Raw genomic sequence first — 22,400 nt, 5'->3', positions numbered from 1 at the left:
TTTTGCTAAACAACAAATCTATTAAAACAGAACGCATAGCGAAGGGATAGATAATATTTATCTTGTACTACGATCAAAAAACAGGTTTGATTATGACCGAAATAGAACATCTGAAGCAACAAATTTTTCGCCTTTCCCCCTTGTCCGAGGATGAATGGGAGGATTTTTCGGTTCGATGGACTCCTTTTTCCTTAAAAAAAGGAGAATATATGATTGCCGAAGGGAAAATAGAGAAATATTTCTACTTCATTCATAGTGGTGTGTTGAGGGCTTTCTTCAGAAAAGATGGACATGAATCCAACATAGGGTTTACCTATGACGGGGATTATTCTGGCGCTTATGATTCTTTTTTGGATCAAAAAGTAGCAGACTGGAACATCGAGGCATTGTCTGATGTGGTGGGCTTGAGAATCAGTTATGTAGACCTCATGGCTATGTACGACGCTTACAAATCCGTCGAGCGCTGGGGTCGATTATTCAACGCCAAAATCCTCATCGGTATGGGACGCAGACAAGTAGAAATTAGGGATTTTTCTGCTGAGGAGCGATTTGAGAGATTGATGAGAGACAGTCCGCACATATTTCAACTCGTACCACAAAAGCATCTTGCCTCATATCTAGGCATGGCACCAGAGACATTTAGCCGGATGAGAAAGAGTTCGATGACCAAGACTGATTAGAAGAGAGGGATATTCTGTCGATTGGGACGATCTTGATATAGATCAAGATGATTGTAAAATGGACAATTTAGTTTTGACAAAAGTTTAAAAATAAGCAAAATGAACCGAGCCCAATTAATAGAATCTCTTAAACAAGATACATTGGTAATAATCGAAGAAGTCAAAGCCTTGGCTAAACTGGATGAAGAAATATTGACGATGAAAGCTGATGCCAAACGCTGGAGTATCTTGGAGTGCATAGAGCATCTTAATATTGCTGATGCGCATTATTTGATGCAGTTTGATAAGAAGTTGAGAATAGCTACACCTAGTCAAAACATGGCTTGCGACTCTACTTATCTAGGAAAGTTGTTCATCAACAAAATAAAACCAAGAGCTGACGGTAGCATTCCTTCCCCGATGAAAACCATGAGAAAATTTGACCCAGATGTCACGGTGCATAAGGATACAATTTCCAAGTTTTTGGAAGATCAACAGGAGCTATTAAAATATCTGGATATGTGTCAGCGATTGGATCTGCAAAAGATCAAAATACCCTCTGCTTTGGGGGCAATTATTACTTTTCGGCTAGGAGATGCACTTCAGTTTCTGATCGGACACAATCAGCGTCACATCATTCAGGCCAAAAATGTACTCAAAGAATTAGGTCAAGAATCAGTACTAGTCAGCTAGTAACCTGCGTTCGATTTTGAATATCCCTTCGAGTTTTTTTGAAGGGTTTTTCTGCACTTTCTTTAAGAATCGAATTCAGGTTAATAGTTTCTCCAGTTGCTGGTAGTCGATCCCAAATTCCTTTTTGATATCTTCAATCTTTTGAGTGGCGGATGCATGATTTTTTTTATCACGGTGATTTACACCTACGAGCATCACGTTTTTTCGTGTATGCTCGTTGGATACGAATTCGAATATTTTGGATTCGTACCCTTCTCGCTCTAAAATCAAGGCGCGGATGGTATCAGTGACCATTTCATACTGACGTTCTTTGAAGATGCCATATTTCAGTATGGGGTTGGTAATGGTTTTACCTTTGAGTTGTTGACGGACTTGTTTGTGGCAGCAAGGAGCAGTAACGATAAGGCTGGCTTGGGCAGCTATACCTTTGGATAGGGCATCGTCTGTAGCAGTATCACAGGCATGCAAGGCGATGAGAATGTCTATATCCTCATTTTTATAGTCCTGTATGGGTTGCTTTACAAAACTCAGCTTGTTGAATCCAAGTTGATTGGCTGCACCGTTACAGAAGTCCACCAAGTCCTGTCTTAATTCGATACCAGTGATCTCGACATCATATCCTTTGGTCTTCATGTAGTCATAGAGTGCGAAAGTCAAGTACCCCTTACCAGAACCCATGTCTACAATTTTGGGAGTTTTGGGCAGTGAGGAGGAGTTGATCAATCCTTCGATGATCTCTAAGAATTTGTTAATCTGCCGAAATTTGTCTGCCATTTTGGGGATGACAGTGCCTTGGTCATCAGTAACTCCCAAAAGTCTGAGATAATCCGCATCTGTTCCAGCTCTTTTCTTTTTGGCTTTGTCATGAGTGAGGGGTTCGATGGTTCTTTTGGCAGCACTTTTCTGAATCGTCACTTTCCCTTTTTTGCTGGTCAGCAATTGATAATCTTGATGCTGTGTACACAGCGTGGCATTTTTGAAATAATTTTCCAGTAATTCAGATATTTCTGTTAGCGCAGATTTTAGATCATAATTCTTGGTTTCGTCTTTGGTCAGGTAGCGATAAACAAAGGAATACAGGGTTTCTTCCTTGATCAAAACAGGTCTGATAAACAGGTTTTGGAGATTTTCGGACTTATGAGGAGCCTTGCTGAGTGTGAGCTTTACGAAAGTATGGTTGATCAATGAGCTTTCTACCTGCTCCAAAAAGTCTTGCCGAGTATTCATCTGGCAAAGCTAGGGATTAAAAGAGTCACATTAAATTTCGGTTCTATATGATTTGGTCAGATGACACACTCCAGTAGGTTACGAGGTAATAATTAGGTCTCAGATTATCTGGGTTAAAATCCTATGGGACGTTCAAACCGGATGATGACTGGTTTATTGCCAGACAGACCGTAGACTTTTTTTGCGTGCTCTGTCACCTCGTGACCATTGTTGTCCAATCCGATCCAGATTTCGTCTTCCAACATCAGGAGTGCCTCCGCCATGCCAAATTTCTCTGGGCCAAAGAGCTTTCCATCGGGGTGACTTGCTACATGTCGGTAGTGTCGTTTGTCCACCACCGTTTTTGTTCTGGGATCTACTTTGGTAATATAATTGCCATTGCGCTCAATTAAGTATAAATAACCGTTGTTGAATTTTGCATCTGCAAAGTCATTGCTCTCGGTCTCTGGTATTGTGAATTGATCTAGGATATGCCAAGTATTCATATCCACGGTAGTAATGAATCGTGGTTGTCTTTCTTTTATCAGGTAGAGGATTTGATGTTCACAATCGATCGCTAGTCCTTCCCAACCAGCATTGCCCCAAGTGTCTGGTTTTAAACCTACAGCATAGAAATCAACCGGTATTTGTTCACATACCAAAGGCTCTGGAGCCACAGATGATACCTTGTCACGGATGTTGAACCGATACAATCCACCGTTTCGCTCATTGGCGAGATAAAAATTTCCTTGACAATAAGCAATGGCTTCTATGTCAGGCTTGTCTTCAATCACTAGGGGCTGGATAGCTTTGAATCCGAAGGTCGCACTGTCCATGCTGATTTCGTACAAGAAAGTATTCCACTCTTTGTCAGCGACCACATAGGTATGATCCCCAACACGTACAATTCCACTCAGATCGAAAGGGGCACTGTCACTGTGTTGGAGCTGTGACATACCGACCAACTGCAGTGCCTGATAGCTCGATTGAGCATTGGCCCAGTTGGTCAGTAATACAAGCGAGAGAATGAACAGGCACTTTCTCATCGTGTTGTTCTTAGATACGTTCGATTTTGGCTCCTATGGCATTGAGACGACCATCGATGTTCTGGTAGCCTCTGTCTATCTGCTCTACGTTGTGGATGATGCTCTCACCCTCAGCGGACATAGCAGCTATCAACAACGATACACCTGCTCTGATATCAGGTGAAGTCATTGTGATCCCTCTCAGAGGTAATTTCTTGTCCAAACCTATGACTGTAGCTCTGTGTGGATCACATAGGATTACTTGAGCACCCATTTCGATGAGTTTGTCCACAAAGAACAATCTACTCTCAAACATTTTTTGATGGATGAGAACGGTGCCTTTGGCCTGTGTCGCTACTACCAGTGCGATGCTCAGCAAGTCAGGGGTAAACCCTGGCCAGATCGCATCCGCAATCGTCATGATCGAGCCATCAATGAATGTTTCTATTTCGTAGTGATCTTGAGCAGGGATGAAAATGTCATCTCCTTTCAATTCCATCTGGATGCCCAATCGTTGGAAAATTGCAGGGATGATACCCAAATGCGGAATTCCAGCATTTTTAATCGTGATCTCTGACTGTGTCATAGCTGCCATACCAATGAAGCTACCAATCTCAATCATATCGGGTAGCATAGTGTGCTCTGTGCCATGTAGGGATTCTACACCGTCTATGTAGAGGAGATTAGAACCTATGCCAGTGATCTTGGCTCCCATGCGATTGAGCATGCTACACAACTGTTGTAGGTAAGGCTCACAGGCAGCGTTGTATATCGTGGTTTTTCCTTTGGCCAATACTGCTGCCATGACGATGTTGGCAGTACCAGTTACAGATGCCTCGTCCAGTAGCATGTATGTACCTGTCAGATGAGAGGCATCAATGTTGTAGTAGCCTGTTTTCTTGTCGTAGTTAAATTCAGCGCCGAGTTTTTGGAATCCTGTAAAGTGCGTATCCAATCTACGTCTTCCGATCTTGTCTCCACCTGGTTGTGGAATCATACCTTTTTTGAATCTAGCCAACAATGGTCCCAATAGCATAATCGATCCTCTCAGTGAGGAAGCCATCTGCAGGTACTTGGGAGACTCTAGGAAGTCGATGTTGACCTTGTCAGCCTTGAATGTGTAGGATTCAGGGCTGTTTTTGGTGACTCTGACACCCATCTCATTGAGCAGTTCAATGAGTTTGTTGACATCCCTGATGTTGGGTACGTTGTTGATCACCATTTCTTCTTCGGTGAGCAACACGGCTGATAGAATCTGTAAAGCTTCGTTTTTGGCACCTTGAGGAACTAGTTCTCCTTTGAGCTGTGTGCCGCCAGTCACATGAAAAGATGCCATTAATTTCGCTTTCTTTTGAAATTATTTCTTCTGTTGTTGCCATTGCTACCGTTGGCATTGTTATTTCTTTTGGGTCTGTCTCCCGGTGTGTTGCCAGCTGTACTTTGGTTTCGGATGTTTCTCTTGTCCTTCTTCTGTGGTTCGAACAGATCCCCAGCCTTTACTTTTTCCATGTCTATCTCCAGTTGATTGTTGGATAGCTTGCGGATGTTGGTGTAGACCACATGATCTTCCATCACGTCTTTGTTGTACGAGTAGAAGAAGGTCTTCATCAATTTTCCGATATGGATGATGGCAGCTTCTTTTTCTTCAGCGTCTTCGAGTGTGATGGCTTTGTCTACCAACAATTCGATGTTTTTGCCAAAGTGCTTGAATGTGATGTCGTTGGCAGAGTAAGGAACTCTTTGAGGTTTTTTCTCCAAGATTTCGCGACTGGGTGTTGGGAATGGTCCTTCGATATCTAGTTTAAAACCTGAAATAATATGAAGGTCGTCCCAAAGTTTTTGGTTGGATTCTGTCGTTTCTTTGGCAGCTGGGTTGATCAATTTCATCATGTCAACCATAGTTTGTGCCTTTCTATTTCTTTCTTCTTTGTCCTCGATGGTCAGCAGGTGATCGACCAGTTTTTGTACGTTTCTTCCGTATTCTTTGAGCGTAAGGTGCCCTTGGACTGTATTGTAATTATGCATGTGTATATTGATATATCAAGCGTCAAAATTAATCTTTTAACCCAAATAAAAAGTGTGAATCGGATTATTTACCAATAATAGAGAACATTCTTCGCAAATCAACTGCTTGGCGACTCTGAATGGGCGGTACTTTTCGTCTAAAGTTGCTTTTGTAACCTTTGATTGATCTTTCTAGTTTCTAGGGAAAACAAAACTTAAATCAAACTATATCTATCATGTGGAAAAAAAGTCTATGGTTAATAGCTGCGATTGTGCTAGTGGGAGTTGCCTTTGTTGTCTATCAAATGGCCACTACCAAAAAGCATAGCCCAGCAGAGACGGTTACTTACAACAGTGACCAATTGAACGTATCGGTCGATTATTGCAGACCCTTCAAGAAGGGGAGAACAATTTTCGGTGAGCTGGTGCCCTACGATACATATTGGAGAACAGGTGCCAATGAGCCTACCATCATTTCATTTGATCAGGATGTAAGATTCGGTGGGGAGGATGTCAAGGCGGGAAGTTACCGACTCTATACCATTCCTGGCGAGGACAAATGGATCGTTGCGCTCAATACTGAGCTCGAAGAATGGGGCTACTGGGAGCCAGACTACAGTCTGGATGTACTCCGTGTAGAGGTACCTAAGGAGGAGATTGCTTGCTGTCAGGAGCAATTTGCGATCAGCTTGCCTGAGAAGGGGTATGGGACAGAATTGGTCATGGAATGGGATGATGTCAAAGTCAAAGTACCTATTGAAAAATAAAAATGAGGAGCCTTTGCAACTATTTGGGGGTGAAGTGCATCTTATAAATGAAAGGTTTATTACATGAAAGTAGAATCCTCATAAAACCTTATTGCACCCCAATGGTCAAAAACAAAACCCTGAATCCTGTATGTTGGAGTCAGGGTTTTACTTTTTAGTCCCTTTGTTTAATTGACCGAAATCAGAGACACGTCAAAGATGAGAACTGATCCCCCAGGTATTTTAGGGGTGTCAGAACTACCGTATCCCAAATGCGATGGAACCAATAAGATGCCATTGCCGCCTTCTTTGAAATAGGTAATGCCTTCGGTCCAGCCAGCGATGACCTGTTGAAGGCTGAATGAAATACCAGCGCTACTACTTTGGTCAAAAACCTTTCCGTCTGTGTAGTAGCCTTTGTAGGCCACAGTCACATTGGAGGTAGTTCTGGCTCGTGTACCGGTGCCTTCGTTGTTGATCACGTAGTAGAGACCTGTTTCACTTTTGGTGGCGTCCAAATTATTAGCAGCGATGTAGGCAGTGATTTCGGCCTCATTGAGTGCCGTATAATCTTTCTCTTCGTCGTCTTTGCAAGACATCAATAGCACCGCTATCAGTGCATAAAATGTGTATTTAATCATATCCTTCAATTTTGAGAGTGTAAAAGTAGTGAAATGTTTATTGTAAAAACTGCTCCCGCTCCCTGGGACACCCTCCAAGTCTCCCGGGAAGGGTCACGAGACCCCCGGGAAGGGGTCAAGGTCTCCCGGGAAGGGTTCAAAGTCCCCCGGGACGACCCTCGACAGTGCCGGGACGCATAAAAGTCTCCCAGGACGAAATAAAATTTGTAAGGGATATTGAAATATCATCATGACAGAATAATATTCTGTTTGATGTGATTAAAAGGTTTCAGGGCGAAGGTTATACCTCTTACTCCACCAAGAACCTCAATTCAGGGCAAGTTTTGCAGGCTACAAATTCGGTGAGCTCATAGTCGGCTAGACCGTGGATCTTGAATGGGTCTTGCTCGATGATGCGGAGCAATTGGGCTTTGTCAGACAGCATGGATAGGATGATGCCACCTGTCCTTGGGACTTTCCTGCCGGATGCATGAAAATGTCCCAATCTATACTGCTCGTTGAGGTAGTCGATGTGCTCGTTGAGATGTTGGTCTACTTGCTCCAGCGGCACTTTGTATGTCAGAGAAATGATATGCATTGGTTTTGAAAATAGTAATGATTGATTACTCTATAATCCTATTAGAGTTGAAAATCTATTGAAATAGTGATTAGGGAAGGAATTGCTTCTTAGTCTTCTTTGATTTTGATACTACCTTTTTCGTAATCAATTTCAGCAAAGTATTCTTTTACATGAGCATATAAAGGGTCGTTACGTAAAACATATGAAATAGAATCAAGATCATCCTCATTTATATTAACTCCGTAAATCACTCCTTCCAATGCAGAAGGATAAGTTGTAAATGACCGCCCAATAAATTTGTTTGTCTCGCCAGAGAGAAATGAGATTCGAATTTCTTTTTCATATTTCCATTTGGAGTTTTTAGAGAATAAAACGGGTTCATTTGAGTTAATTAATATTTCTCCATTACATTCAAGGAGCTCTAATGTGGGTCTTTCTTTGTAATTAATTTTTCTGATGTCAAAATAGAACCCAGAATCGAATAAACCTTCCATCAGTTTATGCTTGTTATATATTAAGCAGATGCCCGTATGTTTATTTGCATAGTGAGACCACATCAGTGGTTCTTTAGGGGTACTTGAAAAACATGAGATCCCATATTTATTTCGTTGCAGATGGTACCAATTGTTTAAGAAAAATTTAATGAACCCATGTTTTTGAATTTCTTCTAAGGGATCCGAGTAGTAATAATAATCACGAAGACCGTTTAATGAAATAAAATGATTTAGTGCTTTCTTACTGGGTTTAAAATCTTTGTTTTTTACTTTTATTAAACCTTCAAGTTGATCGTTCATAGAGTCTGGAGGGCCAAACCATAACTGGCTTATCAATAAGTTTTTATAGGTAAATACATTTATAGGAGCATATTTGAATATGTAATTGTCGTTAATTTTCATAGCATTTATCACTTCACCGCCGATATCCCCGTAATCTCATGTCCTAAGATCAGTAGATGGATGTCGTGGGTGCCTTCGTAGGTCACGACAGATTCTAGATTCATCAGGTGGCGCATCATGGGGTATTCGCCGGTGATGCCCATGCCGCCGTGGATTTGTCGGGCTTCTCGCGCTATGTCTAGGGCGGTGGCTACTGCGTTTCTTTTGGCGAGGGAGATTTGGGCAGTCGTTGCTTTGCCTTCGTTCATCAGGGAGCCTAAGCGCCAGTTGAGGAGTTGGGCTTTGGTGATCTCGGTGAGCATCTCTGCGAGCTTTTTTTGGATCAGTTGGAAGGAGCCAATCGGTTTGCCAAACTGGTGGCGCTCTAGGGCATAGCGTCGCGCCGAGTCGTAGCAGTCCATCGCAGCACCTATCGCTCCCCACGCGATCCCATAGCGGGCTGAGTCGAGACACATCATCGGTGCGCCGAGACCTGACTTGCCGGGGAGTATGTTCTCTTTCGGGATTTTGATATTGTCAAATACGAGTTCGCCTGTGCAGCTGGCACGCAGTGACCACTTGCCGTGGGTTTCTGGTGTGCTGAAACCCTCCATGCCGCGCTCTACGATCAGGCCATGGATGCGGCCTTCTTCGTTTTTGGCCCAGACGACAGCTATGTCAGCCTTTGGGGCGTTGGAGATCCACATCTTGGCACCATTGAGCAGGTAGTGATCTCCTGCGTCTTGGTAGTGGGTCACCATGCCGCTGGGGTTCGAGCCGTGATCAGGCTCGGTCAGTCCAAAGCAGCCCAGCATCTCTCCCGAACCTAGTTTGGGGAGGTACTTTTGTTTTTGCTCCTCTGAGCCAAATTTGTAAATGGGATACATCACCAAAGAGCCCTGTACAGATGCGGTGGAGCGCATACCTGAGTCGCCCCGTTCGATCTCCTGCATGATCAGACCATAGGCGATGTAGTCCAATCCGCCACCTCCATACTCCGCAGGGAGTTGCGGTCCAAAAGCCCCGATATCTCCAAATTTTCGGACGATCTCGTAGGGGAAGTGGTTTCGCTCTGCCCAGTCTTCGATGTAGGGGCTGATTTCTTTTTTGACGAAGTCTCGGATGCTTTGACGGATCATGTGGTGCTCAGGGGTGAGCAAGTCATCTAGTTGATAAAAATCGGGAGACTCAAAATGGTCTTTGTTTTTCATGGCTATGCTGTTTTGTCGATGTGGACTTTGTCTTGGGGATTTGAATAATCATGAGTCAGTCCCATCGTACCGCTTGTCGCGGCACAGGACTAATTTGTGTAATTATCTCATGGTTTCCATGTATTCTTATCAAATTTACAGCTACAACATCAAATAATCACCCAAAATGAGTGCAGAACATATAGATCCTAAAATCTTAGCACAAGTCAAGAAGCTGGAGGAAAAATATGACGCCATGGGGCAGGATTTGTCTTCCTATTTGGATGGGCTGCTACATGCGGATTATTTAACCTATTGGGATTACATCCATCTCGATACGCTACTTAGTCTTCAGAATCCTAAGACGCACTTTCCAGATGAGAAAATCTTCATCATCTATCACCAGATTACAGAGCTATATTTCCAGTTGATCCTCAACGAGATCGAGCAGATTGCGAACACGGAGACGCCAGACGAAAAGTGGTTTGCCATCCGACTCAAGCGGATCAATCGCTACTTGCTACATCTGGTGGATTCTTTTGATGTGATGATCGACGGGATGGATCAGGAGCAATTTTTGCAATTTAGGATGTCGCTGTTGCCTGCAAGTGGTTTCCAATCTGGTCAATTGCGCTTGATCGAGTTCTCTTGTGCACCGATGATCAACTTGGTCGAGAAGACCCAAAGAGCAGCTTTGGATGCCAATGACATAGAGGCAATGTACCCGCATCTGTATTGGAAAAAGGGAGCAACTGAACTTGCTACTGGCAAGAAGACCTTGACGCTGCGCCAGTTCGAAGAGAAGTATGCCGAGCAGTTTGTCAAGCACGCCACCAACTACCAATTCAAGAATATTTGGGCGAAATACAAGTCAGACTATGAAGGTTGTGCAACGGCTCAAGCCATCCAAAATTTGCTCAAACAACTCGATCTGCTGGCCAATGTCAACTGGAGATTGGCGCATTACAAGTCTGCTGTTCGCTACTTGCAAAAAGATCCAGATATCATCGCAGCGACGGGTGGCACCAATTGGCAGCAATATTTGCCTCCGAGATTTCAGAAAGTTATCTTTTATCCTGAGCTTTGGTCGGAAGACGAATTAGAAAATTGGGGTCGAAGTTGGGTCGAAGAGACGGTTTTCAAATCATAACATTTTAGGTTCAAACAGATAGTGGTTCAAAAAGTGAAGTATAGCATAGTGCTGTTAGGATGTCTGCTGATGACTTTCCATGGATATGGACAAGGAGTGGAGAGAAGAACCTACTATGACCAAGCCAAGTCCGTACTCAAAGAAGTGTTTTATGTCAATGATACACTAGAGAATCTGCTCAATGGTCCCTACCGATCCTATTATCTTTCTGGCAAAATGAAGTCTGAAGGAGAGTACTTGTACAACCGTGCTACGGGGGATTGGGTCTACTATTTTGAAAACGGAAATATCAGGAATACGGGTTCTTTTTACAGGGGCAAATCCGTTGGGATTTGGACTTATTATTTTGAAAACGGGCGCAAACGATCCGAAGGCATACTGGATGACAATGAGCGTGCTGGAACATGGACTTTTTATTTTGAAGACGGTGGGCTGAAGAGCGAGGGAGATTATACTGCAGGTGTGCGTGAGGGCATGTGGAATTTTTATTATGAAGAAGGCTCCCTCAAGGCCAAGTCATATTTTAAGAATGGCAAAGGGCAATACAAAGAGTATTACCTCTCAGGTACACTCAAAATGGAAGGGCTCAATCGCAATGGAAAAAGTGACAGTCTTTGGACCTATTATTTCGAATCTGGAGAAAAAATGGCAGAGGGCTACTACAAACAAGGGTTGAAAACTGGGCCTTGGAAGTATTTTTTCAAAAGCGGAGAGGTATCAGCAGAAGGGGGCTATGTAGAGGGTAAAACGCTGGGTAACTGGATATACTATTATGAAAATGGTGCCAAAAGTGCCGAAGGTTTGCAAAAGGATAGTCAAAAGGATGGTTATTGGAAGATGTTTTATGAGACAGGTGAGATGAAAGGGATCGGTGAGTTTGACAATGGTACTGGCGAATACAACGAGTATTACATCAGTGGCAAGCTCAAAATGAATGGACATTTCAAAGACGATCTCAATGACGGACACTGGACATACTTTGACGAAGAAGGCAACATAGAAGGGGAAGCAGATTTTGTAGAGGGAATGGGTAGATACAAAGGCTATTACCTAGATGGTAGTCTCAAGATGACTGGAAAAATTGAAGGAGGACGCAGGATAGGTGAATGGACACTGTACAAAAAAAATGGAGAAGTCGCTGGGAAATACCACCCCGTCTACCAAGATGACAATCCTGTATTCTTGACCGAAGAGAGACTCAATGACGGTAGGAACTATGAAGATTATGAAAAGCCAGAGTACCGTTCGGTTCGTAAAAAATCCAGGACCTTTACGCCAGTGGTCAACGAGTACAAAGGTGTGATCTTGGCGACCAATCCATTGCTGACACTGGTAGGTTATGCCCCATTTTCGGTTGAGTACTACCTTCAGGAGAGATTGGGATATGAGCTGTTGTACATGTATCATAGGAGTCCGTTTTATGCTACACGCGAGGGACTCGATACCAACGAGGTGTTTAGCGAGGGACACACCCTACAGTTCAAACAGAAGTTTTATCGTAGAGATCAGCCACATGGGATGATTTATTTTGGGCATGAGGTTGGGGTAGATGTAGACAAGCATTCTGCACGCACCAATAGTATAAACCAGCCAACAGCATTGGAGACAGTTACCCAGCAGGAGATCAGTGCATATTATGGGGTCTTGGTGGGGGATCGTTGGATGGCCAACCCTGGCAATGCTGGTTTTACCCTCGATGTGTACTTTGGTCTGGGGGTAGGGTATAGGAACATAAAAGACGGATATTCGGGAAATAGTTATGATGCTGTTTTTTCGACTGTCCCAAGTACAGGCGTGTATGTGCCTATTTTTTTTGGTATTAACATAGGCTATCTGGGATTCAAAAAGTTTCAAGTCAATAGCCCTGTCAGATAAAACATGACGAAGATTCTAAGATATAGATTGAAACCAGAGATTGCTCTGGATGAGGCGAGTTTTGCAGCCTTTGTGCATGCCAAATTGGGCGACACAGCGCAATGGAAGTTGCTGAAGCGATCCATTGATGCACGCAGCAAAAGAGTCTCTGTAGAGGTAGAGATAGGATTGTCGGAAAAAGGAGAAAATCCCAGACCTTTTCTCTATGAAAAACCGACCAATCATGTGGCGAATAAACCAGAAGTAGTGATAATCGGTGCGGGACCTGCGGGATTGTTTGCCGCGCTGCGGTGTATCGAGTTGGGAGCCAAGCCTATTGTGTTGGAGCGGGGCAAGGATGTCCAAGAGAGACGCAGAGACCTAGCTGCTATCAACAAAGAGCACAAAGTCAATCCTGATTCCAACTACTGTTTTGGAGAGGGTGGAGCAGGTACCTACTCTGATGGAAAACTCTATACTCGATCCAAAAAGCGCGGGGATGTGACGCGTATCTTAGAGATATTGGTTGCACATGGATCGGATGAGAATATTCTCGTCGATACGCATCCTCATATCGGTACCAACAAGCTGCCCAAGGTGATCGCAGATATGCGAGAGACGATTTTGAGCAGAGGAGGAAAGATCCATTTCAATACCCGTGTAGAGGATTTTGTGATCCAAAATCAAGAAATAAAGGGTGTCAAAATCCAAGATGGCAGTATCGTAGAGGGAATCGGAGTGATCCTTGCTACGGGACATTCTGCCCGAGATATATTCAGGCTACTCCAAAAATCAGGGATCAAAATCGAGTCCAAGCCCTTTGCTTTGGGGTTAAGAGTGGAGCATCCACAGACAATTATTGATCAGATACAATACCACTGTGATAGCAGAGGAGAGTTTTTACCTGCAGCGGCCTATAGTTTGGCCACTCAGACACAGTTTGAGGGCAAACAGCGAGGAGTATTTTCTTTCTGTATGTGTCCTGGAGGATTCATCGTGCCGGCAGCTACTGCCGATGGGGAAATCGTCGTGAACGGTATGAGTCCATCCAAGAGAGATTCCAAATTTGCCAACTCTGGGATCGTCGTGGCTGTAGAAAACGAAGATCTACAAGCTTATGAAGAGGAAGGTGATTTCAAAGCGTTGGCATTCCAAGCGGAAGTAGAACAGAATGCGTGTCTAGCTGCAGGAGGAACTCAGACTGCTCCCGCTCAGCGATTGGTCGACTTTGTGAAAGGACGTATTTCTACCAATCTCCCTGATTGTTCATACCAACCAGGACTAGCTTCGGTCAATATGAAGGAATTTTTGCCAGAATCTATTTACCTAAGGTTAGTCGATGGATTCAAAAGTTTTGGACGAAAGTCGAAGGGTTATTATACCAACGAGGCGCAAGTCTTAGGAGTAGAGAGTCGAACGTCGTCTCCAGTACACGTGCCTAGAAACCGTGAGACGCTGGAACACGTTGAGGTCAAGAGGCTGTTTCCTTGTGGGGAGGGAGCAGGCTATGCAGGAGGCATCATGTCAGCAGCCATAGATGGAGAGAAATGCGCCGAGAAGTTGATTGAAGCGTATTTAGATATTAGATGCTAGATTTTAGACGCTAGACAAAGAAAAATATGGTTGACTGTTAACGGTCAACAACAGACTTATGAAGAACGAGAAGAAACTTACGGCGGTATTAGGGGCAAGTACAAACCCGACACGTTATGCATATATGGCAGCTGATCGATTGCATCAGCATGGACATCCAATCAAACTACTATCCATCAAAAAGGGTGAGTTGTTTGGTGAGCCGTTTCAGAATTTGAGAAACAAACCTGACATAGAGGGTGTTGATACAGTGACCCTTTACATTGGTTCGGACAACTTGGATGAGTGGCAGGATTACATCCTCAGTCTGAATCCTAAGCGCATTATTTTCAATCCAGGCACAGAAAATGAAGCATTGGCGAGTGCTGCTCAGGCTAAAGGCATTGAGACTATCGAAGCATGTACGCTAGTCATGCTGGGGACGGGACAGTTTTAGGAAACATTAGCAATTGCTAGGGCATTGAAGAATAGCCCCATTGGATGATTTTTTCTGGAGCTACCCGAGATAGCAAGTATCATTTTTTTCTATCACTTATTGTTTGTATTCGTATGCACCAGGATCGAATCCTGTCCCAGATGGTCGATCTGTACCGATGAAATCAAATGTCACTCCAAAATCAGAGACATCCTCACCCGTGTCGATCAATTCAGAATCAGCACTTAATAGATATCCATCTGCTTCAAACCCTGCCGCTGCAATATCTTGAGTAAAGAAATTCGCTGCTATGTCTATTTTTACATCGTTGTTGAGTTTTTTGATGTATGCCTTTTCTGGCTCACTTTTATAAGCACCGGGATTAACAATGACGTTGTTGATGACATGATTCAAAGGTACTTTTTCAGCGTAGATGACAATTCCATTCTCTTCTGGATTGATGATGGTATTGTTGATGAAACTAAAACCGTCTCCTGGTGTATATCGTTCATCGCAGAATACACCGCTCTCTCCAGCGTTTACAATCACATTGTTGAACATGATGTTGTCACCTAACCCGAGCATGATTACACCATTTCCTGGTCCTTTGGCTATGTAGTTATTGTATAGCAGCCCACCCGTTCCTTCACCGATTTGGAGTCCATTGTTTTGGTAGGTCTCATTTTCAGTACCGTAGTTTTCTATGTAGTTGTCGTGAATTTTGACACCTTCCACACCACAACCCACTTGGATGGCTTCCCAACCAGCATTGATGACTTTGTTTCTGTAAATATCCGCACCTTTGATGTCGTGAGGAAAGACCGTGCCGCAATCAGTGAGGTTACGCCCTTTTTCGTAAAAAGAGTTGCCAATGTATAATCCTTCGCCTCCTGTATCATGGACATAGTTGTCATGGATAGAAATATCTTGCATGACGAAATTGTCTCTTTGGGTAGCAGCGTCGCAGCTGGGATCAGTTTTACTCATGATTCCAGCAAAACCAATTTCAAAAATTTCTAAGTGATCGACTTCAAAATTGCTACTTAATCCATCCAAACTTATTCCTAAAGATTTGGTGTTACTTAACACAATTCCATATTCGTGATCATTGGATCCAGCACCCGAGATACGGAAGTACTTGCTTCCACTGGTTCTGATGGCATAGGAAGCATTTTTACTAGACATATCGATGACAGCTTGGCCGCCACAGTTGATAATCAATACTGGGTTGTCCGCAGTACCTACAATGTTGCTGAGAGATAGGGGTTCTTTGTAGGTCACTGTTCCGTCTAGACATATAATGTCTCCAGGTTTTACACCTTTCTTGACACCATCAAAACCAAAGACATCACCTGAGATAAAAAAATTGCAAGTAGAGCAGTCTGTAGCGGCACAACTGCCATCATTGGTAGTTGCTTTTGGATCATAGGACTCGGATAGAGGGTTGGTACAGCCTAAAATTTCTTTGGTGATGATTTCTGCTCCTTTTCGCACCTCGTCTTCCTTGCAAGATGAGCTGAGCAACAAAGTGAAAAGCAACAATACAGGTATCGTATGATGAAGGTTGGGATTCGGCATGATTAGTTAGGTTTGATTTGAGATGGGAAGTTAGGTACACTTCGTTAATATGTCAATGTATGGATCATCGTTTTTGCTGATGTAATACCTGCGTTTTGTTAGTTCATGTTTTTTCGTTCGCTGTACTTGTAGCTGAGTAGCGAGAGGAGGTTGCCAAATTGATCGATCATGGCTTGCTCTTCAGGCTTGATGGGACGTTCTTCTATTTTGAGGAGTAGAAAGCCATAGATGCCATTGAGGCATATTTGTATTTCGCTTGTGATGCTGCCTTTGGCTACCTCCATATTTTCGTCGATGTAGGCTTTGGTTTTAAGATATACGTGGTTGTAGTTTTCGTCAGAGGATTTGAGCTCTTCATGGAGATGGTCTAGTTGTGCTACGATTTCATTGACTTCAGTCAGATGGCCTGATTGTTCGATCCCTTGCTCCTTCATTTTTTGCATGAATTCCTCGTAGTGATTTACTTCAGCGAGTTTTTCTTTGGGAGAGATAGGAAAGAAATTGATCACCTGGTTCCCGAATTTCTCCAAATCAAATTGATAGGCTCGCATGAGATCTTCTTTGCGGTAGAGGTTGATGATGTGCTCGGTGATGTTTTGTGATTGCTCCATAAATATTTGACACTGTGCCAGTCGTCTCATGCTCAGGTCATAAATCAGAAACGGGCAGTTGACGGTAGATTATTTTTTATGCAAATGTGAAATTTTATTTATCTATTTTTGCCTTCTTTTTTAGAAAAATGGATCATCTACGGAATTTTTGCATCATAGCACATATCGATCACGGCAAGAGTACATTGGCCGATCGGTTGCTTCAAAATACAGGTACAGTGACGGGCAGAGACATGCAGGAGCAATTGCTCGACAACATGGATTTGGAGCGTGAAAGAGGTATTACCATCAAGAGTCATGCGATTCAGATGAAATACAAACATGAGGGTAAGGACTATACTCTCAACCTGATAGATACGCCTGGTCACGTGGATTTCTCTTACGAGGTGTCGCGTTCTATCGCGGCATGTGAGGGGGCATTGTTGATCGTTGATGCGTCTCAAGGGATCGAAGCACAGACGATTTCCAACCTGTATTTGGCTTTGGAACATGACTTGGAGATTATTCCTGTTCTCAATAAAATTGACTTGCCAGGCGCTATGCCTGATGAGGTATCTGATCAAATCATTGATTTGATTGGCTGTGATGCAGAGGACATCATCCATGCTAGTGGTAAGACAGGAGTAGGGGTTGATGATATCCTAGAAGCGATCGTAAAGAGAATACCCGCACCAAAGGGAGACCCTGAGGAGCCATTGCAAGCCATGATTTTTGATTCGGTATTCAATTCTTTCAGAGGGATCGAAGTAATATTTAGAGTATTTAATGGCTCGATCAAAAAAGGTGACAAAGTAAAATTTGTAGCGACAGGGAAGACCTATGAAGCGGATGAAATCGGTATTTTGGGTCTGGAACAAATCCCCATGCCTGAGATTAAAACAGGGGATGTTGGGTATCTCATCTCTGGGATCAAGGTAGCCAAAGAGGTCAAGGTAGGGGATACGATCACTCACGTACATCGCCCAACTCAGCAGATGATCAAAGGTTTTGAAGATGTGAAACCAATGGTTTTTGCAGGTATCTATCCAGTAGACACCACAGAGTACGAGGAGCTTCGTGCCTCGATGGAAAAACTCCAACTCAATGACGCCTCTCTTGTATGGGAACCTGAGACTTCCGCTGCCCTAGGGTTTGGATTCCGTTGTGGATTCTTGGGGATGCTACACATGGAGATTGTGCAGGAGCGTTTGGAGCGTGAGTTTGACATGACGGTGATCACGACTGTGCCATCAGTTCAGTTCAAAGCCCAAATGTCGGACGGGTCTGTACAAAATATCAATGCGCCATCCGAAATGCCAGATCCTACTCGGGTTACACACATCGAAGAGCCCTTCATTCGCGCCCAGATCATTTCCAAGTCAGAATTTGTAGGCCCTATTATTTCCCTTTGCATGGACAAAAGAGGGACGATCCAAAATCAAGTGTACTTGACATCAGATAGAGTGGAATTGTCTTTTGAGTTGCCACTGTCTGAGATTGTGTTTGACTTCTTTGACAAATTAAAGACCATTTCAAGAGGTTACGCTTCTTTGGATTATGAACTCATCGGAATGAAAGTCTCCAAGATGGTCAAACTAGATATTATGCTCAATGGTGAGCCCGTGGACGCTTTGTCTGCTGTGGTTCATAGAGACAAAGCTTACGAGTGGGGCAAGCGCCTTTGCGAAAAGCTAAAGGAATTATTGCCAAGACAGATGTTTGAGATTGCCATTCAAGCTTCTATTGGTACCAAGATCATCGCCAGAGAGACTGTGAAAGCCATGCGTAAAAACGTCTTGGCTAAGTGTTATGGAGGGGATATCTCTCGTAAGAGAAAATTGCTTGACAAGCAGAAAAAAGGAAAGAAACGTATGCGTCAGGTGGGTAACGTAGAGATACCACAGGATGCATTTATGGCAGTACTAAAACTGGATTAAATATGCCTACCATCATAGACGGAAAGAAGATATCCTCAGATATCCGTGACGAAATCAAACTACAAGTCGAAGCACTCAAGAATGAAGGGAAACGCGCACCACATTTGGCAATCATCATCGTGGGAGATGATGGTGCGAGCCATACCTATGTGGGAGGAAAAATCACCGCTTGCAAAGCGGTGGGTTTTGATTACACCTTGATGCAGTTTGCGGGTACGATTTCAGAAGACAAACTGTTGAAACATGTGGATCAGTTGAATGCCGACACAGATATTGACGGATTCATTGTACAACTACCTTTGCCAGCTCATATTTCGGTAGAAAAAATCACCATGAGTATCTCTCCAGAGAAAGACGTGGATGGCTTTACCAACGAAAATTTTGGCAGCATTACTTCCAAAGTGCCTTTGTTAATGCCAGCTACTCCACTAGGCGTGATGGAGCTAATCAAAAGGTATGAGATTGAAACGGAAGGAAAAAACTGTGTAATAGTAGGGGCGAGCAGATTGGTTGGAGCTCCTCTGGCACTGATGATGTCCAATGAGGCCAATGCAACAGTCACCCTATGTCACAAGTACACCAAGGATCTGGCAAGCCATACACGCGAAGCGGATATCTTGGTGGTAGCAGTAGGTAAACCTGGTCTAGTCACCAAAAACATGGTCAAAGAAGGTGCTGTGGTGATAGATGTAGGAACTACTCGTATCGAAGATCCCAGTAAAAAGTCTGGTTTCAGATTGTCTGGCGATGTGGATTATGAGGAAGTTGCTCCATTGACAAGTCATATAACCCCCGTACCAGGTGGAGTGGGGCCAATGACCATCGCTTCATTGATGATCAATACACTACAAGCTGCCAAAAATAACTTGAAGTAATTTTGGCTTTCGTTCCCAAAATAGCAAACAAACTCCCCATCATGGAGATATTCTACTCTATTCAAGGGGAAGGCTACTATGCGGGTACACCCGCGATTTTCATCCGTTTGGGAGGCTGTGACGTGGGCTGTGTCTGGTGTGATGTCAAAGAATCATGGAACGAAGCAGATCATCCGTTTTTTACAGTGGACGAGATCATAGATCAAATAAAGGAGTATCCTTGTCGAATGATCGTCATCACGGGTGGCGAACCACTCATGTATGACATGAAAGAGTTGACTACTGTTTTAAAGGGACATAATTATCAGCTCAATATTGAGACTTCAGGAGCTTATCCAGTGACGGGAGTTTGGGATTGGGTGTGCTTTTCTCCTAAGAAGTTCAAAACACCAGATACTTCCATTTATGCTCATGCCAGTGAGCTCAAAGCCATCGTATTCAATCAGTCAGATTTTGAATTTGCAGAGCAACATAGAAGTTTAGTTCCCAAACAGTGCAAGCTATATTTGCAACCTGAGTGGTCTAAGGCAGAAAAGATGACCCCACAAATCATCGACTATGCAAAAGCACACCCAGAATGGAATATTTCTTTGCAAACACACAAATATCTCAACATACCCTAAGGATTTCGTCTGATAATCATTTACTTTATTCTAAGTTTTGGATTCAAAATCCAGTGTTGATATGACGTGGCAAATAGTCAAAATTAAGATGATTGTCATTTTATGTCAAAACATTTTCAACCATTGAATGGCACGTATAATGCCTTTGTGCCAATCTAGAACCATCAGTATTTACACCTGAACGTAATAGGTCAGGTTGATTTTATTATCTATTGTTATGCGGATTTTGCTTCTACCAGTATTTCTTTTTATGTCCATCCCCCTGACATATAGTCAATACACCTCCTATCACACGAAGGATAAGCGAGCTCTCAATGACTATGAAGAGGCGCGACAGCTACTCAAACGTGCACAGTTCAGAGAGGCCATGGAGCCACTCAAGGATGCTGTCAAACGTGATCCAGATTTTATTGAAGTATGGTTGGCCTTGGGGAGTGCCAGTGCGAGATTGGGTTGGGATAGTCTATCATTTGTATATTTCAAAAAGGCCATTCAGATTGATCCTGATTACAAGAAGTCGAAGTATGCATACCAGGCAATTGGAGAGCAGTTTTATAGACAGTCAGTGTATGATAGCGCAGCAGCATATTTGGAGCATTATCTTAGAACCGTTCCTGATGATCCTGAAAAAGAAAAATTGTCCAAGTCACTTATCTTTAATTGTCGTTTTGCGATGAAGGCGATAGAGCATCCTTTTGACTACAATATCCAAGAGTTACCTGCTCATGTTAACTCATTTCAACTACAGTACTTCCCAGCTTTGTCTGTGGATAATCAGCGGATCTATTTTACGAGAAGGGTAGGTTTGAATAATTCAGATGACGAGGATATCTATTACTGTGATCTAGATAGTATGACGGGTGGTTGGACCATTCCACAGTCTATTTCTGGAAATATTAACTCAGATGGCAATGAGGGGGCAGCTTCTGTTTCTGCAGATGGTCGTACACTTGTGTTTACATCCTGTGATGGACGAGGAGGGTACGGTAGTTGTGATATTTATACAGCACAAAAGGTAGGAGATGTATGGAGCAAGCCCATGAATATCGGGAAAAACATCAATTCGGCCGCATGGGAGGCACAACCCTCTCTCTCTGCTGATGGTCGAACCATTCTTTTTGTGTCCAATCGTCGTGGAGGTCAGGGTGGAAAGGATCTTTGGATATCGACTAAGGATAGGAATGGAGAATGGCAGCCTGCTTTTAATCTAGGAAAAAGGATCAATACGGCTAAGGACGAAATAAGCCCTTTTTTACACGCCAATGGAGAAACAATCTATTTTGCTTCCAATGGACTGGAAGGAATGGGGGGATTGGATATATATATGAGTGAAATTGAGAGAGACTCTCTTTGGAAAGTACCAATCAATTTGGGATATCCTCTCAATGATGCGAATGATCAAGTTTCTTTGTATATAGCATCAGACGGCAAGACGGGCGTGTACACGATAGAGAAGGAGACCAAGCGGGGTTTTCAAAGCAAATTGTATGCTTTTGATTTACCCGATTCTTTTCAAGTTACTCGTCAAAGTGCGTATTTGAAGGGGACAGTGGTTGATAAAGAAAGCAAACGCCCGTTAGCTTCTAAGATTCAAGTATATAAGCTTTCGGATGAAAATTATTTTTCACAACTTGAATCTGATGCCTCCAATGGAGAGTACACCTTAGTGTTGACAGAGGGGTACAGGTACGGGGTGTATGTGACATGTGAGGGGTACATGTTTATGGATTTTTCGTTCACTTTGAACGAACTCAAGTCTTTTGATCAGAATCTGCTCAACATCGAAATGCAACCAATAAAAGTGGGTGCATCTAGTAGATTAGGGAATATTTTCTTCGATCATGATGATTTTAATCTCAAACCAGAGTCTATTTCAGAGTTGAGAGTGGTTTATTACTTTCTAAAGAACAACCCTAAAGTGAGGATGGAAATTGCTGGGCACAGTGACCAACAGGGATCGGAAAATTATAACATGAAGCTCTCGACACAGCGCGCCAAGACAGTATATGATTTTCTAATAAATAAAGGAGTCAGATCAACCCAGTTGAGTTATAAAGGTTATGGGGAAAGTCAGCCTCTTACAATTGAAAATGACTCAAATGATATGTCAAAAAACCGACGAATTGAGTTTTTGGTACTTGAAATAGGACAATAGTAGTAGTGTAGGAGTACGTAGTTGTTTCCAAA

21 protein-coding genes are annotated in these 22,400 nt (G+C 43.2%); 11 read left to right on the top strand and 10 right to left on the bottom strand.

The window, feature by feature from the left end:
• Positions 1 to 92 precede the first annotated feature (92 nt).
• Positions 93 to 680 carry a Crp/Fnr family transcriptional regulator gene (locus N6H18_RS01910; protein ID WP_262310152.1) on the top strand — a complete coding sequence of 196 codons (588 nt, stop codon included), beginning with the start codon at positions 93 to 95 and terminating at the stop codon, positions 678 to 680.
• Between the two features lie 99 nt (positions 681 to 779).
• A complete protein-coding gene (locus N6H18_RS01905; RefSeq protein ID WP_262310151.1) occupies positions 780 to 1,352 on the top strand; it encodes a DinB family protein in 573 nt (190 codons plus the stop codon).
• 75 nt (positions 1,353 to 1,427) lie between these two features.
• On the opposite strand, the gene N6H18_RS01900 is transcribed toward N6H18_RS01905, so the two are convergent.
• From N6H18_RS01900 to N6H18_RS01885, 4 genes are all read right to left on the bottom strand, one after another.
• The gene (locus N6H18_RS01900) at positions 1,428 to 2,579 is read right to left on the bottom strand and encodes a class I SAM-dependent methyltransferase (RefSeq protein ID WP_262310150.1); all 1,152 of its coding nucleotides are present in this window, start codon (positions 2,577 to 2,579) and stop codon (positions 1,428 to 1,430) included.
• A gap of 113 nt (positions 2,580 to 2,692) precedes the next feature.
• Positions 2,693 to 3,604 carry an SdiA-regulated domain-containing protein gene (locus N6H18_RS01895; RefSeq protein WP_262310149.1) on the bottom strand — a complete coding sequence of 304 codons (912 nt, stop codon included), beginning with the start codon at positions 3,602 to 3,604 and terminating at the stop codon, positions 2,693 to 2,695.
• A gap of 10 nt (positions 3,605 to 3,614) precedes the next feature.
• Positions 3,615 to 4,919, bottom strand: a complete 1,305-nt coding sequence (murA, locus tag N6H18_RS01890) for a UDP-N-acetylglucosamine 1-carboxyvinyltransferase (protein ID WP_262310148.1) — start codon at positions 4,917 to 4,919, stop codon at positions 3,615 to 3,617.
• Entirely contained in the window at positions 4,919 to 5,608 is a 690-nt protein-coding gene (locus tag N6H18_RS01885) for a DUF4290 domain-containing protein (protein ID WP_262310147.1), read from the bottom strand. The genes murA and N6H18_RS01885 overlap by 1 nt, the downstream gene beginning before the upstream one ends.
• Positions 5,609 to 5,823: 215 nt before the next feature.
• Between N6H18_RS01885 and N6H18_RS01880 the strand changes: the two genes are divergently transcribed.
• On the top strand, positions 5,824 to 6,354 hold the full coding sequence (locus tag N6H18_RS01880; RefSeq protein ID WP_262310146.1) for a DUF2911 domain-containing protein: 531 nt from the start codon (positions 5,824 to 5,826) through the stop codon (positions 6,352 to 6,354).
• A gap of 167 nt (positions 6,355 to 6,521) precedes the next feature.
• On the opposite strand, the gene N6H18_RS01875 is transcribed toward N6H18_RS01880, so the two are convergent.
• The 4 genes from N6H18_RS01875 to N6H18_RS01860 form a co-directional block, all read right to left on the bottom strand.
• The gene (locus N6H18_RS01875; RefSeq protein WP_262310145.1) at positions 6,522 to 6,974 is read right to left on the bottom strand and encodes an FKBP-type peptidyl-prolyl cis-trans isomerase; all 453 of its coding nucleotides are present in this window, start codon (positions 6,972 to 6,974) and stop codon (positions 6,522 to 6,524) included.
• Between the two features lie 289 nt (positions 6,975 to 7,263).
• On the bottom strand, positions 7,264 to 7,551 hold the full coding sequence (locus N6H18_RS01870) for a YciI family protein (RefSeq protein ID WP_262310144.1): 288 nt from the start codon (positions 7,549 to 7,551) through the stop codon (positions 7,264 to 7,266).
• Between the two features lie 89 nt (positions 7,552 to 7,640).
• Complete coding sequence (locus N6H18_RS01865; protein WP_262310143.1) at positions 7,641 to 8,429, bottom strand: DUF2971 domain-containing protein; 789 nt, start codon at positions 8,427 to 8,429, stop codon at positions 7,641 to 7,643.
• 8 nt (positions 8,430 to 8,437) lie between these two features.
• Positions 8,438 to 9,619: an acyl-CoA dehydrogenase family protein gene (locus tag N6H18_RS01860; RefSeq protein WP_262310142.1), complete on the bottom strand. Its 1,182-nt coding sequence runs from the start codon at positions 9,617 to 9,619 to the stop codon at positions 8,438 to 8,440.
• Positions 9,620 to 9,785: 166 nt separating this feature from the next.
• Here N6H18_RS01860 and N6H18_RS01855 point away from each other — a divergent pair, with 166 nt between their 5' ends.
• Genes N6H18_RS01855 through N6H18_RS01840 form a run of 4 tightly spaced genes read left to right on the top strand, consistent with a single transcriptional unit; the run spans position 9,786 to position 14,631 of the window.
• On the top strand, positions 9,786 to 10,748 hold the full coding sequence (locus N6H18_RS01855) for a tryptophan 2,3-dioxygenase family protein (protein WP_262310141.1): 963 nt from the start codon (positions 9,786 to 9,788) through the stop codon (positions 10,746 to 10,748).
• A 33-nt stretch (positions 10,749 to 10,781) separates the two neighbouring features.
• Positions 10,782 to 12,623 (top strand): toxin-antitoxin system YwqK family antitoxin, encoded by a 1,842-nt coding sequence (locus N6H18_RS01850; protein ID WP_262310140.1) that lies wholly within the window; start codon positions 10,782 to 10,784, stop codon positions 12,621 to 12,623.
• A 3-nt stretch (positions 12,624 to 12,626) separates the two neighbouring features.
• Positions 12,627 to 14,195 carry an NAD(P)/FAD-dependent oxidoreductase gene (locus tag N6H18_RS01845; protein WP_262310139.1) on the top strand — a complete coding sequence of 523 codons (1,569 nt, stop codon included), beginning with the start codon at positions 12,627 to 12,629 and terminating at the stop codon, positions 14,193 to 14,195.
• 58 nt (positions 14,196 to 14,253) lie between these two features.
• Positions 14,254 to 14,631 (top strand): CoA-binding protein, encoded by a 378-nt coding sequence (locus N6H18_RS01840; RefSeq protein ID WP_262310138.1) that lies wholly within the window; start codon positions 14,254 to 14,256, stop codon positions 14,629 to 14,631.
• Positions 14,632 to 14,727: 96 nt separating this feature from the next.
• On the opposite strand, the gene N6H18_RS01835 is transcribed toward N6H18_RS01840, so the two are convergent.
• On the bottom strand, positions 14,728 to 16,188 hold the full coding sequence (locus N6H18_RS01835; RefSeq protein ID WP_262310137.1) for a right-handed parallel beta-helix repeat-containing protein: 1,461 nt from the start codon (positions 16,186 to 16,188) through the stop codon (positions 14,728 to 14,730).
• Between the two features lie 98 nt (positions 16,189 to 16,286).
• Entirely contained in the window at positions 16,287 to 16,799 is a 513-nt protein-coding gene (locus N6H18_RS01830) for a DUF4924 family protein (protein WP_262310136.1), read from the bottom strand.
• Between the two features lie 128 nt (positions 16,800 to 16,927).
• Between N6H18_RS01830 and lepA the strand changes: the two genes are divergently transcribed.
• The 4 genes from lepA to N6H18_RS01810 all read left to right on the top strand — a co-directional run bounded on the left by lepA (position 16,928) and on the right by N6H18_RS01810 (position 22,368).
• The gene (gene lepA, locus N6H18_RS01825) at positions 16,928 to 18,715 is read left to right on the top strand and encodes a translation elongation factor 4 (protein WP_262310135.1); all 1,788 of its coding nucleotides are present in this window, start codon (positions 16,928 to 16,930) and stop codon (positions 18,713 to 18,715) included.
• A 2-nt stretch (positions 18,716 to 18,717) separates the two neighbouring features.
• On the top strand, positions 18,718 to 19,590 hold the full coding sequence (locus tag N6H18_RS01820; protein WP_262310134.1) for a bifunctional 5,10-methylenetetrahydrofolate dehydrogenase/5,10-methenyltetrahydrofolate cyclohydrolase: 873 nt from the start codon (positions 18,718 to 18,720) through the stop codon (positions 19,588 to 19,590).
• 41 nt (positions 19,591 to 19,631) lie between these two features.
• Positions 19,632 to 20,213 (top strand): 7-carboxy-7-deazaguanine synthase QueE, encoded by a 582-nt coding sequence (locus N6H18_RS01815; RefSeq protein WP_262310133.1) that lies wholly within the window; start codon positions 19,632 to 19,634, stop codon positions 20,211 to 20,213.
• A gap of 250 nt (positions 20,214 to 20,463) precedes the next feature.
• Positions 20,464 to 22,368, top strand: coding sequence for an OmpA family protein (locus N6H18_RS01810; protein ID WP_262310132.1), 1,905 nt, complete (start codon positions 20,464 to 20,466; stop codon positions 22,366 to 22,368).
• Positions 22,369 to 22,400 lie beyond the last annotated feature (32 nt).

It is taken from the genome of Reichenbachiella agarivorans (assembly GCF_025502585.1).
Lineage (GTDB): Bacteria > Bacteroidota > Bacteroidia > Cytophagales > Cyclobacteriaceae > Reichenbachiella > Reichenbachiella agarivorans.
This window is presented reverse-complemented; position numbering and strand designations above follow the sequence as displayed.

Excerpts from the sequence above, each read along its gene's own strand:
- N6H18_RS01910 (WP_262310152.1), top strand. The coding sequence starts at position 93 with ATGACCGAAATAGAACATCTGAAGCAACAAATTTTTCGCCTTTCCCCC.
- N6H18_RS01905 (WP_262310151.1), top strand. The coding sequence starts at position 780 with ATGAACCGAGCCCAATTAATAGAATCTCTTAAACAAGATACATTGGTA.
- N6H18_RS01900 (WP_262310150.1), bottom strand. The coding sequence starts at position 2,579 with ATGAATACTCGGCAAGACTTTTTGGAGCAGGTAGAAAGCTCATTGATC.
- N6H18_RS01895 (WP_262310149.1), bottom strand. The coding sequence starts at position 3,604 with ATGAGAAAGTGCCTGTTCATTCTCTCGCTTGTATTACTGACCAACTGG.
- murA (WP_262310148.1), bottom strand. The coding sequence starts at position 4,919 with ATGGCATCTTTTCATGTGACTGGCGGCACACAGCTCAAAGGAGAACTA.
- N6H18_RS01885 (WP_262310147.1), bottom strand. The coding sequence starts at position 5,608 with ATGCATAATTACAATACAGTCCAAGGGCACCTTACGCTCAAAGAATAC.
- N6H18_RS01880 (WP_262310146.1), top strand. The coding sequence starts at position 5,824 with ATGTGGAAAAAAAGTCTATGGTTAATAGCTGCGATTGTGCTAGTGGGA.
- N6H18_RS01875 (WP_262310145.1), bottom strand. The coding sequence starts at position 6,974 with ATGATTAAATACACATTTTATGCACTGATAGCGGTGCTATTGATGTCT.
- N6H18_RS01870 (WP_262310144.1), bottom strand. The coding sequence starts at position 7,551 with ATGCATATCATTTCTCTGACATACAAAGTGCCGCTGGAGCAAGTAGAC.
- N6H18_RS01865 (WP_262310143.1), bottom strand. The coding sequence starts at position 8,429 with ATGAAAATTAACGACAATTACATATTCAAATATGCTCCTATAAATGTA.
- N6H18_RS01860 (WP_262310142.1), bottom strand. The coding sequence starts at position 9,619 with ATGAAAAACAAAGACCATTTTGAGTCTCCCGATTTTTATCAACTAGAT.
- N6H18_RS01855 (WP_262310141.1), top strand. The coding sequence starts at position 9,786 with ATGAGTGCAGAACATATAGATCCTAAAATCTTAGCACAAGTCAAGAAG.
- N6H18_RS01845 (WP_262310139.1), top strand. The coding sequence starts at position 12,627 with ATGACGAAGATTCTAAGATATAGATTGAAACCAGAGATTGCTCTGGAT.
- N6H18_RS01840 (WP_262310138.1), top strand. The coding sequence starts at position 14,254 with ATGAAGAACGAGAAGAAACTTACGGCGGTATTAGGGGCAAGTACAAAC.
- N6H18_RS01835 (WP_262310137.1), bottom strand. The coding sequence starts at position 16,188 with ATGCCGAATCCCAACCTTCATCATACGATACCTGTATTGTTGCTTTTC.
- N6H18_RS01830 (WP_262310136.1), bottom strand. The coding sequence starts at position 16,799 with ATGGAGCAATCACAAAACATCACCGAGCACATCATCAACCTCTACCGC.
- lepA (WP_262310135.1), top strand. The coding sequence starts at position 16,928 with ATGGATCATCTACGGAATTTTTGCATCATAGCACATATCGATCACGGC.
- N6H18_RS01820 (WP_262310134.1), top strand. The coding sequence starts at position 18,718 with ATGCCTACCATCATAGACGGAAAGAAGATATCCTCAGATATCCGTGAC.
- N6H18_RS01815 (WP_262310133.1), top strand. The coding sequence starts at position 19,632 with ATGGAGATATTCTACTCTATTCAAGGGGAAGGCTACTATGCGGGTACA.
- N6H18_RS01810 (WP_262310132.1), top strand. The coding sequence starts at position 20,464 with ATGTCCATCCCCCTGACATATAGTCAATACACCTCCTATCACACGAAG.